Raw genomic sequence first — 12,540 nt, forward strand, 5'->3', positions numbered from 1 at the left:
CGCCGCCCCCGTACCGCCCCTTCCCGTCCCGACACCACCGGGGGAAACCCGTATGACCTCGTACGAATCGACCGGTCACCTGCTGCTCACGCCCGTGGACCGCGAGGCGCCGGCACGCGCCGTCCGGCTCCGGGAGCTGGGGCTGGGCGAGCGGACGGACGGAGAGCTGGACGGCTGGGCCCGCCAGGTGGCCGAGACGCTCGACGTCCCCTCCGCCGGGGTGAACTTCGTCGGCGAGGAACGGCAGTTCTTCGCCGGTCTGCACCACGCGGCCACGGCGACCCAGAGCGGCTACCCGGCGCGCGTCCTCGCCCGCGACCACGGCTACTGCCCGCACGTGGTGGTGCGGGGCAGGGCGCTGGCCCTGGAGGACGTGCGCGACTTCGCGCGGTTCGCGGGGAACGCCGTGGTGGACGGCAGCGGGGTGCGCTCCTACCTGGGCGCTCCGCTCACCGACCGGCACGGAACGGTCCTGGGCACCCTGTGCGCGGTCGACGTGGTGCCCCGCCGCTGGGGCACGGAGGGACTCGCCACGGTCAAGGCGCTGGCCGCCGAGCTGTCGGACCTGCTCGGCGCCCGGGAGGACCGGCCCCGGTGAGCACGGCCGGGGCGCCGGGGGCCGGGAAGCGCCGCGGGGGGCTACGGTCGGCGCAGGACCACCCGCCGCCACCGTCCGAGGGAGCCCGCGATGCCGATGACCGCACAGGACGTCCGCCGGATCGCCCTGTCGCTGCCCGACAGCAGCGAGAAGCCGGCCTGGGGCATGCCGACCTTCCGGGTCGGCGGGAAGATCTTCGCCGCGCTCGCCGACGACGACGCCTCGATCGGGGTGAAATGCCCGAAGGAGGACCGGGCCGAGCTGATCGCGGCGGAGCCCGGGAAGTTCTTCCTGCGGCCCGGCCACGACGACAACTACGCCTGGATCCGGGTGCGGCTCGCCGCGCTGCGGGACATCGGCGAGCTGCGGGCGATCCTGACCGACTCCTGGCTCCAGGCAGCCCCGAAACGCCTGGTGGCGGCCCACCCCGAGCTGGCCGCCGGCACCGGCTGAGCGGCCCGGCGGCCGACGGCGGGAAAGGTGCGCGCGACCACCCGCCGGAATGCGGTATCGTTCTCATGCGCGTTCGGCCAGGGGAAACCCCAGGTCAGCGGGCACCGGGACGTGGCGCAGCTTGGTAGCGCACTTGACTGGGGGTCAAGGGGTCGCAGGTTCAAATCCTGTCGTCCCGACTTGCGAAGCAGGTCAGAGGCCGTATCGGAGCATCCGATACGGCCTCATCCGTTTTTCCGCCCCCGCCGTGCGGCAGAGCCCTCCGGGCAGCCCGTACCCCGTCCGGGGAGCACCGACGGCGAGGGGGCGTGAGCCCGTGGTGATCGGCCGTTGATCGGCCGTAGAGCCGGGCCGTGGAGCATCGGCGCCAAGGGGAGAACGGCCCGACGGTCACCACCGGTCGCCGCCGTCCTCGGCGTGCCGTGGCCGTGCGGCCGCCAGGGCCCCCGGTCCCCGGTACTTGGCCAACCCACGGAAGGTGGACGAGGCATGGACGGCGTTCAGGTGCTGCATTCGACGGCGGGTTTCGGAGAGCTGCTCCGGGTCCGGCGCGAGCGGGTCGGTCTCACGCAGCAGGTACTCGCCGATCACGCGACGCTCAGCGTCCGGGCGATCCGGGACATGGAGAGCGGGCGGGTACAGCGCCCCCGGCAGGAGACGGTACGGCTGCTCGCCGACGCGCTGCGGCTGGAAGGCCACAGCCGCTCGAACTTCGAGGCGGCCGCCCGCCGGCAGGCCCTCGTCGAGGAGCCGCGCGACGAGCCGACCGCGCCGCCCGTCGCCCGGGGCGCGATCGTGGGCCGGGACCTGGAGACCGAGGTGCTGGCCGACGCCCTCGCCGTCCACGGCGACCGGCTGATCACGGTGGCCGGACTGGGCGGGGTGGGCAAGACCCGGCTGGTCCTGGAGGTCGCGCGACGCCTCCACCTCGCCTCCCGCTGGTCGGTGCGGTGGATCGACTGCGCCCGGCAGCCGCCCGCCGGACCGGAACGCCGCGCCGACCTCGCCCGGACCATCGGCGAGCGGCCCACCCTGCTGGTCCTGGACGGGGCCGACGCCGGAGTGGACACGGGCCTGCTGGACGAGCTGTTCCACCACTGCCCCGGCCTGCGGGTGCTGATCACCGCCCAGGTGCCCCGGCCGCTGCCCGGCGGGCAGGTGATCCCGCTCGCGCCGCTGCCGGTACCCGGGCCGGAGCTGGACCACGATCCTGCGGCACTGGCCGAGGTGGGCGCCGTACGGCTGCTCCTCGCCCACCTGCGCCGACTGCGCCCCGGATTCCGGCTGGACCCCGAGGAGGCGCCCGCCGTCGCCGCGCTCTGCCGCCAACTCGACGGACTCCCCAGCGCGTTGGAGCTCGCCGCCGGCTGGTCCACCGTGCTGTCGCCACGCCAGCTGCTGGCCCGGCTGGCGGACGGGCCCTTCCAGCTCGCACCCCCGCCGGCCGGCTACGGCGGCAGGGCCGACGTGGGCGCGGCCCTCGGCGCCGCCCTGGACCGGCTGACGCTGGGCCAGCGGGACCTCCTGGAGCGGCTCGCGGCCAGACCGGGGGACTGGTCCGGCGAGGACGCCGTCGAGCTGAGCGGCCGGCCGCCGCAGGAATGCCTGGCGACGGTGCACGAACTGCTGGCGAGCGGGCTCATCCGCAGCGTCCCGGCCCGCGACGGGGTCCGGTTCACCGTGCTGAACCTCTGCCGGCGCCTGGGCGGGGACGGCGTCCACGGCCGTCTGGCCGCCGCGAGCTGAACCCGCCCGGAGCACCCGGCGCACCTGCCCGGCGCACCCGCTCCGCCGCCGTCGGCGCGCCGTCCCGCCGCCGCGCCCGCGCGTGCTTCCGCAGGCCCCGGGGAGCGCCCGCGAAGGCTCCGGTCCGGGCGGATCCTGCCCGCATCCTGCCGGACGAGCTGCCGGTCCGGCGCCCGGATCCTTCCTAGCGTTCTGTCCACGGCCGGGCGGGCCGGACCCGTCCGGACACCTCCGGACGGCCCCGGAGGCCCGGACCCCGGAGTCCCTCCCCTCCCGGGGACTCCCCACCACCCACCGACACAGAGGGTTTGCGCCGTGGAGCAGCATGCCGTGGAGCAGCACGGAAAGGCCGAGCCGGCCGGTCTGGACGTCGTCGTGACGACCATGGCCTCGGACTCGCACACCTGGAACCTGGTCTTCCTCCAGCTGCTGCTGGAAGAGCTCGGCCACCGGGTCACCAACCTGGGCGCGTGCGTGCCGGACGAGCTGCTGGTCGCCGAATGCCGCCGGATCGAACCGGACCTGATCGTGCTGAGCAGCGTCAACGGGCACGGCTTCCACGACGGCCTGCGGGTGATCGCCGCCCTGCGCGCCCGCCCCGAACTGGCCCGCACGCCGACCGTGATCGGCGGGAAGCTCGGGATCGCCGGCACGGGCACCCCGGCCCGGCAGCACAGGCTCCTGGCGGCGGGCTTCGACGGGGTCTTCGAAGAGGGCGGATCGGTGCTGGACTTCCAGGCCTTCGTCGGATCGCTCCCCGCCGGATCCCGGGCCCTGCCGAACGGCCCCGGGCCGCTGCCCGCCGGGACCGGGGTGCTGCTGTGACCGCCGCGGCGCAGGGGGTCCCCGCCGGTCCCACCGTCCGGGTGCCCGCCGTGCCCGCCGTGCCCGCTGTGCCTGCTGGGCCCGTCTCCGGCTTCGGTGCGTTCGTCGCCCGCGCCCGGGCGGCCGGCACCCTGGTGGTCCAGCCCCGGATGGGCATGGCCGATCCGCTGAGGATGCGCGACGGACTGCTCGCCACCCGGGACGCCGACGCCGTCACCGTCGGCACCCTCACCCTCGACAGCTACACCCGCACCAACGACCTCGCGGCCGCCCGTGACGCGCTCGCCGAAGGGGTCGGCCTCAACGGCTACCCGATCGCCACCCACCCCGCCGACGTCACCCGCGCGGTCCTGCGGGGAGTCGCCGGCCCGCGCTTCCCCGTGCAGGTCCGGCACGGATCGGCGATGCCCGAGCACATCGTGCGGGCGCTGCTGGCGGTCGGCCTGGACGCCACCGAGGGCGGCCCCGTCTCGTACTGCCTGCCGTACAGCCGCACCCCGTTGCGCGAGGCCGTGGAGAACTGGCGCCGCAGCTGCGAACTGCTCGCCGGATCGGCGGAGTTCGGAGCGGCACCGCACCTGGAGACCTTCGGCGGCTGCCTGATGGGGCAGCTCTGCCCGCCCAGCCTGCTCGTCGCGGTCAGCGTCCTGGAGGCGCTCTTCTTCCGCCAGCACGGGCTGCGCTCCGTCTCGCTCAGCTACGCCCAGCAGGCCGACCCGCGCCAGGACGAGGAGGCACTCACCGTCCTCGGCCGGCTGGCTGCCGAGCTGCTGGGGGACATCGACCACCACGTCGTGCTCTACGCCTACATGGGCGTCTTCCCCCGCTCGCCGGGCGGGGCCCGGCTGCTGCTGCAGGACGCGGCCCGGCTCGCCGTCCGGGCCGGAGCCGCCCGCCTGATCGTCAAGACCACCGCCGAGGCGCACCGGATCCCGACCGTCGGCGAGAACGTCCGGGCGCTGGAGACGGCCGCCGCGGCCGCCGCCGCCGAACGTGGCCGCGCGCCGCTCGCCGCCCTGCCCGGCGGGCGCGCCGCGGACACCCTCGCCGTCCCCGACACCGGGATCGAGGCGGAGGCCCGGGCGCTGGTCGCGGCCGTGCTGGAGCTGGACACCGACATCGGCCGGGCGCTGGTCCGGGCCTTCGCCGCCGGGTACCTGGACGTCCCCTACTGCCTGCACCCCGACAACGCGGGCCGGGCCCGCACCTCGCTCGCCCCCGACGGACGGCTGCGCTGGTCGAGCGTCGGCTCGATGCCCATCGCCGGTCTCGCGGACGGCGGCCCGCGCCCCCCGATCCTCGGGTCGGTCGGGCTGATCGAGGCCCTCTCCCATGTCCAGCGGAGCTACGACGCCCGCGCCGCCGAGCCGGAGCCCGTCCACGCCGCCGACGCGCCGCCCCGGACCCGTCTGCCTCCCGCCCGGCCCGCAGCGGGGGCCGCGGTGTCCGCCGCGCCCCCACCGCCCCGTACGACGTCCACGCCACGACGAGAGTTGGGACTCACCACACCATGACCACCGACGGCCCCACGGCCCCCGCGACCCTCCCGGACCCCGGTCTGCACCTGACCGCGCCCACCACCCGCAGCGCCCTGCGGATCCAGCACCAACTGCTCACCTCCGCACGCGAGTTCCTGCGCGAGCGGGGCTTCACCGAGCTGCTCCCGCCGATCATCGGCCCGGTGACCGACCCCGGCTCGCGCGGCTCCAAGCAGGTCGACGTCGACTTCTACGGCCACCGCTACAAGCTGATGACGAGCGCCATCCTCTACAAGCAGGCCTCGCTGCTCGCCTTCGACAAGATCTTCTGCATCGCCCCCAACGTCCGGCTGGAGCCCCTGGAGACCGCCGGCACCAGCCGCCACCTCGCCGAGTTCCACCAGCTCGACGTGGAGGTGGCGGGCGCCTCCCGCGACGACGCCGTCCGGCTGGTCGAGGAGCTGGTGGTCCACATGGTCGCCGGCGCGGTCCGCGAGCTGCCCAAGGACTTTGCGGAACTCGGCCGCGACGTGGACGCGTTCACCGAACTGCTCAAGGGGTCCTTCGGCCGCATGCGGCACGCCGAAGCCGTCACCGAGCTCCAGGGCCTCGGCCACCCCCAGAGCCCCGACGCCGAACTGGACTGGGACGGCGAGGCGTTGCTCTCCGGGCGGCGCGACCGTCCCTTCTTCGTCACCGACTACCCCAAGGGCTCGCGGGGCTTCTACGACCGCGAGAACCCCGAACACCCGGGCCTGCTCATGAACTTCGACCTGATCGCGGCCGAGGGGTTCGGCGAGCTGTGCAGCGGCAGCCAGCGCACCAACGACTACGCGGAGATCGTCACCCGGATGCGCGAGACCGGCGAGAACCCGCAGAAGTACCGCTGGTACCTGGACCTCGTCCGCGAGGGGGTGCCCGGCAGCGCCGGCTTCGGCATCGGCGTGGAGCGGCTGACCCGCTACGTCGCCGGCCTGGACGCCGTCCGGCAGGCCACCGCCTTCCCGAAGGTGGCCGGGGTGGTGTCGCCGTGAGCGACCTGTCGGCGCCCGGCTTCCCCGAGGAGGAGGTCCGCCGGCGCGCCCGCGCCGGGGCCGCCGCCGCCTTCCCGCCGCCCGGCGACTACGGCCGGGTCCTGTTCGGCGCGGACCACACCGGTGACGACAGCCGCGGCGGGGCCCGCGATCCGCTCGACACGCTGCGGATCGTCCCCCCGGTGCTCATGCCGCAGCGGCTCGCCCGGCTGATCGAGCTCGGCCGCGAACCGGACTACCGTGACGTCGAACTGGCCACCGCCATCGGCGGGTTCATCTCCCCGCTGCCCGCGTACGTGTCGGCGCTCGGCTCCACCCGGGCCGCCGGGGGCGACCTCGGCCTGGCGCTGGCCCGCCAGGCCGGCACGCTCGGACTGCCCCTGGTGATCGGCGAGAACGTCGTCCCGGTGAACGGGTACGGCCGCCTTGGCGAGGCCGCGGACCGGGCGCTCCTCGGCCGCCTGCGCGCCTATGCGCAGGAACTGCCGGACGGGCGCGGCGGGGTCGCCGTGCAGCAGTCCACCGAGGACGCCGACGCCGAGGTGTGGAACCTCGTCTACAGCGACCCGGCGGCGCTGCCGCTGCTGGAGTCCGGCCGGCTGGCCTTCGAGCTCAAGCTCGGGCAGGGGGCGAAGCCGGGGCTCGGCGGGATGACCGTGCTCGACGCCGAGGCGGCCGCCCGGCTCGGCGACCGGTTCGGGTTGGACGACGTCTTCGGCGACGGCCGGGTGCTGCGTTCCGGCACCCCTGGCACCTTCACCGCGGAGATCCTGCGCCAGCAGGTCCGCCTGATGCGCAACAACTTCCCGCGGGCCAGGGTCTGGGTCAAGCTCCACCCCGGCCGGGACGTCGCCGAGGCCGCCCGGGTGGCGGCCGAGGCGGGAGCGGACGCCGTCACCGTGGACGGCGCCGAGGGCGGCACCGGCTGGGCCCCCGGAGCCTTCCCGGCCCAGGTCGGCCTGCCCCTGGCCGAGTGCCTGCGCCGGCTGGCCGCCGCGGGGCCGCCGCCCTGTCTGCTGGTGTCCGGCCGGATCTGGGAGGGCGCCCGGGCCGTCAAGAGCCTGGCCCTCGGCGCCCGCGCGGTCGGTCTGGGCCGCGCGGCCCTGATCGCCGCGGCCGAGGACCCCCGGGACGGGCTGACCCGTTTCACGAAATGCCTCGCACTGGAACTCCGCCTGCTGATCAGCGCGCTCGGGAAATACGCGCCGGGTGCGCTCGACGCGGACGACATATGGTCCCCGGAATTCCCCGGAACGAGCAGCTGACGACGGGCGCGGAGTAATTCCCGTCCTCCGTGCCGACATTGCCCGCACGTCTTCCTCCGTCCCTTCTCGCACGCCTTCCCGCATCTCTTCCCCCGTCCCTTCCCGCATCCCTTTCCGCTCCTCCTCCGGCGCTCCTTCCGTACCGCTTCCCTTCCTCGCCCCAGCCCCTCCACCACACCTTTCCCGCTACACCTCCACAGCCCGCCGGGACGCCCGCAGCGTCCCGGCGGGCTGTCGTACGCCCTGCGCAACGGGCCCGGCCGAGCGGCAGTTGAAACTGCCGATCGCCTTCCGGGTCTTCTGCCGATCGGCCCGGGACAGCGGCCCTATCGTCGAAATCGACCACCCGCAGCGTCGTTATATTCATCGGGGTTGGATGATGGAATCTCGCGATGTCCCCTTCATATCCGTCGCACGCCGGTTCCCGGACCGCCCGGCCCTGCGCATCGGCAGCCGGACCGTCGACTACCGGGAACTGGACGAGCTGAGCGGCGCCCTCGCCGCCCGGATCGCCCCCGGCCGGACCCTGGCCGTCACCGGCCGGGACCGGCTCGACCACGTGGTCGGCCTGCTCGCCGCACTCCGTGCCGGCGCCACCTACCTGCCGCTGGACCGGGAGGCGCCCGAGGAGCGCAACCGGTGGATCCGCGAGGACGCCGGAGCCACCCTCGACTACACCGACGGCGTGCTGGCCGGCGAGGTCCCCGGCGGACCCGCGGGCAGGCCGGAAGCGGACCCGGACCGGCGCGGCCGCCGGTCCGCCGCGGGATACCTCGTCTACACCTCCGGCACCACCGGCAGGCCCAAGGGCGTGCACGTCCCCCTCGACGCGCTGGCCGGCCATCTGGCCGCCGCCGTCGACTGCTTCGGCCTCACCGAGCACGACGTCGTGCTGCACTTCGCCCGCCCCACCGTGGACGTGGCCGTGGAACAGGTGCTCACCGCACTGTCGGCCGGCGCCTGCCTCCTCGCCCCGCCCACGCGGCTCCCGGCCCCCGCCGCCCTGCTGGAACTGATGGACACCGAGGGCGTCACCGTGGCCAACCTGGCCGCCGGCTACTTCCAGGAGGTGGTGGCCGCGCTGCGCGAGGACATAGGTTCGCCGCGCTCCCTGCGCCTGATGATCTCCGGCAGCGACCGCCTCTACCCGGACGCGGCCGCCGGCTGGTGGGCCGCCACCCGCGTGCCCCTGCTCAACGCGTACGGCCCGACGGAGACCGTCGTCACCGCCACCGTGCACGAGCTGGCGGGCCCGCCCCCGGCGGAGGCCGCCTCGGTGCCGATCGGCCGCCCGCTCGGCGACCGCCGCGCGTACGTCCTCGACGACCGGCTGCGGCCCGTGGAAGCGGGCACGCCCGGGGAGCTGTACCTCGGCGGACCGCTGCTGGCCTCCGGCTACCACGGCCGCCCCGGCGCGACGGCCGGCCGCTTCGTCGCGGACCCCTTCGCCGCCGAGCCGGGCGCCCGCATGTACCGCACCGGCGACGTCGTCCGACGCTCCGGGACCTACGGCCCGCTGGAGTTCGTCGGCCGTACGGACCACCAGGTGAAGATCCGCGGCTTCCGCGTCGAGCCCGCCGAGATCGAGCAGGTGCTGACCGGCCACCCGGGTGTCGCCGGGGCCGTCGTCGTCGCCCACGAGGGCCGGCTCGCCGCGTACGTGACCGGCACCGCCGACGACACCGCCGCGCTCCGCGCCCACCTGGCCGAGCGGCTCCCCGACCACATGGTGCCGGCGACCGTCACCGCGCTCGACGCCTTCCCGCTCACCACCGGCGGCAAGGTGGACCGGGCGGCGCTGCCCGAGCCGCAGGCCGCGCCCGCCGCCCCGGCCGCCGGCCGCAGGCCGCCGCGCACCCCCGCCGAACAGCTCATCGCCGCGGTCTGGGCGGACGTGCTCGGGGTCCCCGAGGTGAGCGCCGACGACAACTTCTTCCACCTGGGCGGGGACTCCCTCACCGCCGTGCGCGTCGTCGGCCGGGTCTTCGACGTCTTCGGCATGATCTCGCCCTACACCATCTTCGACGCGCCGACCCTCGCCGAGTTCGCCGCCGCGGTCACCGCGGCCTCGGACGACACCGAGCGGCCCGCACTGGAGCGGACCGGAGCCACCGAGGCCCCCCTCGCCGACTTCCAGCGCGGCCTGTGGTTCCTCGACCAGTGGAACCCCGGAGCGCCGACGTACACCGTGCCCTGGGTGTTCCGCTTCGCCGGGCCCGTCGACCCCGACCTGCTGCGCCGCGCCCTGGCCGGCGTGGTCGAGCGGCACGGCGCCCTGCGCACCACCTTCGCGCTCGGCGAGGACGGACCCCGGCAGGTGGTCCACCCGTCCGTGGACCTGCCCTTCACCGTCGTGGAGACCACACCGGACGCGGTGGACGGGCTGCTCGCCGAGGCCGCGCTGGTGCCCTTCGACCTGGAGACCGGCCCGCTGGTCCGCGCCCACCTCTACCGCAGCGCCGCCACGTCCACCCTGCTGCTGCTGTGCCACCACATCGTCTGGGACGAGGGATCCCTCACCGTCCTGGAGACCGAACTGGCCGCCCTGTACGAGGCCCTGGCCGCCGGCCGAGCCGCGGACCTGCCCGAACTCGCCGTCCAGTACGCCGACTACAGCGTCTGGCAGCAGCGCGACGACACCGCACGGCGTCGGCTCGACCACTGGCGCGAGCACCTGCGCGACGCACCCGCCGACCCCATCCTGCCCACCGACCGGCCGCGCCCCGACGAGCAGGCCTTCCGCGGCGCCTTCCACCGCTTCGCCATGCCCCGGCCGGTCGCGGAGGCCGTCCGGGAGCTGGCCCGCAGCGAGGACGCCACCCCGTTCATGGTGCTGCTGGCCGGGCTCGCGCTCACCCTGCACCGCCGGACGGGCCGCCGGGACCTGGTGCTCGGCACCCCGGTCAGCGTCCGCGGACGCGCCGAACTCGACGCCCTGATCGGCTACTTCGTCAACCTGCTGCCGCTGCGCCTGCGTGTCGACGAGGGCGCCGACTTCCGCGAACTCGTCCGCCACGCCCGGGACGTCGCGATCGCCGGCTACCGGAACCAGGAAGCCCCCTTCGACGCCGTCGCGGCCGCCGTCATGGAGGACCGCGCCGACGACCGCGCCGACGACCGCAACCCCCTGTGCCAGGTCCTGCTGGAACTGCACCCGCTGGACAGCCGCCCCCTCACCATCGGCGGCACCGAGGTCACCCGCGAGCTGCACTCCAACCCGGTCTCCCGCTTCGACCTGTCGATCTCCGTCGACGACCGGGGCACCGACTTCACGGGCCGGTTCGAATACGACTCCGACCTCTTCGACGCCGCCACCATGGCCGAGCTGTGCGAAGCCTGGCTCGGCACCCTCGCCGCCGCCGTGGACACGCCCGTCCACGCCCTGTTCGAGGACCGGGCCGCCCGGAACCCGCGGGCCCTCGCCCTGGTCGCCGGCGAGGACCGCCTCGACTACGGCACCCTCAACGAGCGCGCCAACCGCCTCGCCCACCACCTCGGCGCCGCCGGCGTCGGCCGCGGCGACACCGTCGCCGTCCTCGCCGAACGCGGACCGGACCTCGTCGTCGCCCTGCTCGCCGCGCTCAAGGCGGGAGCCGCCTACACCCTGCTCGACCCGGACTTCCCGGCCGAGCGGCTGGCCGGCGCGGTCGCCGACAGCGGCGCCGAACTGCTCGTCACCCACCGCACCACGGCCGTGCCCTTCCCGGTCGCTCGCCGTCTCGACCTGGACGCCGAGGCCGACGCCCTCGCGGCCCGGCCCGCCCACGACCCGGGCCTGCCCGTCACCGGGACCGACCTGGCCTGCGTGATGTTCACCTCGGGCTCCACCGGGCGCCCCAAGGGGGTCGCCGTCCCGCACCGCGCCCTCACCACCACCTACCTCGGCCAGGACTACGCCCGCTTCGGACCCGACGAGGTCTGGCTGCAGTGCTCCCCGGTCTCCTGGGACGCCTTCGCCCTGGAGCTCTACGGGGCACTGGCCTTCGGCGGGACGTGCGTCCTGCAGCCCGGCGGGCGGCCCGACCCGCAGACCATCACCGAACTGACCCGCCGTCACGGCGTCACCCAGCTCCAGCTGTCCGCCAGCCTGTTCAACTTCCTCCTGGAGGAGTTCCCCGAGACCTACGACGACCTCGCGGTGGCCTTCACCGCCGGGGAGCGGGCCTCCGTCACCCACGTCGGCAAGGCGCTCGACCAGTACCCGCGCCTGGTCGTCGCCAACGGCTACGGCCCCGTCGAGAGCCTCGGCCTCACCACCTGCCACCGCGCCACCCCGGAGGACGCCGCCGGCAGCTCCATCCCCATCGGCCGTCCGCTGAACGGCAAGCAGGTCCACGTCCTCGACGGTGCGCTGCGTCCCGTCCCCGACGGCGCCACCGGCGAGCTGTACGCCGCGGGCGGGGGCCTCGCGCTCGGCTACCTCGGCCGGCCCGCGCTGACCGCGGAACGCTTCGTCGCCTCCCCGTTCGGCCCGCCCGGCGAACGCCTCTACCGCACCGGGGACCTCGGGCACCGCACCCCCGGAGGGGTCCTGGAGATCACCGGCCGGATCGACGACCAGGTCAAGGTCCGCGGCTTCCGGGTCGAGCCCGGCGAGATCGAGGACGCCCTCACCCGCCACCCGTCCGTGGCGGAGGCCGCCGTCACCGTCCACGAGCCCGCCCCCGGGGACCGCAGGCTCGCCGCGTACGTCACGGCCGCCGCCGGGGCACCGGCGCCCGCCCCGGACACGCTCCTCGACCACCTGGCCGGACTCCTGCCCGAGCACATGGTGCCCGCCACCCTCGACGTGCTCGACGCGCTGCCGCTCAACCCCAACGGCAAGGTCGACCGCCGGGCCCTGCCCGAACCGGCCGCCCGCCCGGCCGATGCCCCGGCCGGCACCCCGGCCGACCCCCTGACCCCCGGCCAGCGCCTGGTCGCCGACGCCGTGCGCTCCGTGCTCAGCCTGGCCGAGGACCTCGCCCCCGACACCAACTTCTTCCGGATCGGCGGCAATTCGCTGGCCGCCGTACGGGTCGCCATGCGCCTGTCCCAGCAGACCGGCACCCGGGTCCCGCCGCAGGTCGTCTTCCGCGGCCGCACCGTCGGCGCCATCGCCGAACGGCTGGCCTCCCGATGACCCGGCCGCCGCTGCGCCG

The 12,540-nt window shown here is 75.3% G+C and carries 8 protein-coding genes and 1 tRNA gene; all 9 read left to right on the plus strand.

Annotated features, from left to right (window positions below; genetic code table 11):
* Positions 1–52: 52 nt before the first annotated feature.
* The 9 genes from ACPU2J_RS28355 to ACPU2J_RS28395 all read left to right on the plus strand — a co-directional run bounded on the left by ACPU2J_RS28355 (position 53) and on the right by ACPU2J_RS28395 (position 12,521).
* Positions 53–598 carry a GAF domain-containing protein gene (locus ACPU2J_RS28355; protein WP_420079026.1) on the plus strand — a complete coding sequence of 182 codons (546 nt, stop codon included), beginning with the start codon at positions 53–55 and terminating at the stop codon, positions 596–598.
* Between the two features lie 90 nt (positions 599–688).
* A complete protein-coding gene (locus ACPU2J_RS28360; RefSeq protein ID WP_423834279.1) occupies positions 689–1,051 on the plus strand; it encodes an MmcQ/YjbR family DNA-binding protein in 363 nt (120 codons plus the stop codon).
* Positions 1,052–1,156: 105 nt separating this feature from the next.
* Positions 1,157–1,230, plus strand: a tRNA-Pro gene (locus tag ACPU2J_RS28365).
* A gap of 310 nt (positions 1,231–1,540) precedes the next feature.
* A complete protein-coding gene (locus ACPU2J_RS28370; protein WP_389074734.1) occupies positions 1,541–2,797 on the plus strand; it encodes a helix-turn-helix domain-containing protein in 1,257 nt (418 codons plus the stop codon).
* Between the two features lie 315 nt (positions 2,798–3,112).
* On the plus strand, positions 3,113–3,622 hold the full coding sequence (locus tag ACPU2J_RS28375) for a cobalamin B12-binding domain-containing protein (RefSeq protein ID WP_420079025.1): 510 nt from the start codon (positions 3,113–3,115) through the stop codon (positions 3,620–3,622).
* A gap of 68 nt (positions 3,623–3,690) precedes the next feature.
* The gene (locus ACPU2J_RS28380; protein WP_423834280.1) at positions 3,691–5,136 is read left to right on the plus strand and encodes a methylaspartate mutase; all 1,446 of its coding nucleotides are present in this window, start codon (positions 3,691–3,693) and stop codon (positions 5,134–5,136) included.
* Complete coding sequence (locus ACPU2J_RS28385) at positions 5,133–6,134, plus strand: asparagine synthetase A (RefSeq protein WP_391344936.1); 1,002 nt, start codon at positions 5,133–5,135, stop codon at positions 6,132–6,134. Before ACPU2J_RS28380 ends, ACPU2J_RS28385 begins: the two co-directional genes overlap by 4 nt.
* Entirely contained in the window at positions 6,131–7,399 is a 1,269-nt protein-coding gene (locus ACPU2J_RS28390) for a glutamate synthase-related protein (RefSeq protein WP_423834281.1), read from the plus strand. The genes ACPU2J_RS28385 and ACPU2J_RS28390 overlap by 4 nt, the downstream gene beginning before the upstream one ends.
* Before the next feature lie 379 nt (positions 7,400–7,778).
* Entirely contained in the window at positions 7,779–12,521 is a 4,743-nt protein-coding gene (locus ACPU2J_RS28395; protein WP_423834282.1) for an amino acid adenylation domain-containing protein, read from the plus strand.
* Positions 12,522–12,540: the final 19 nt, after the last annotated feature.

It is taken from the genome of Streptomyces manipurensis, from assembly GCF_049570255.1.
GTDB classification, from domain to species: Bacteria; Actinomycetota; Actinomycetes; order Streptomycetales; family Streptomycetaceae; genus Streptomyces; species Streptomyces manipurensis.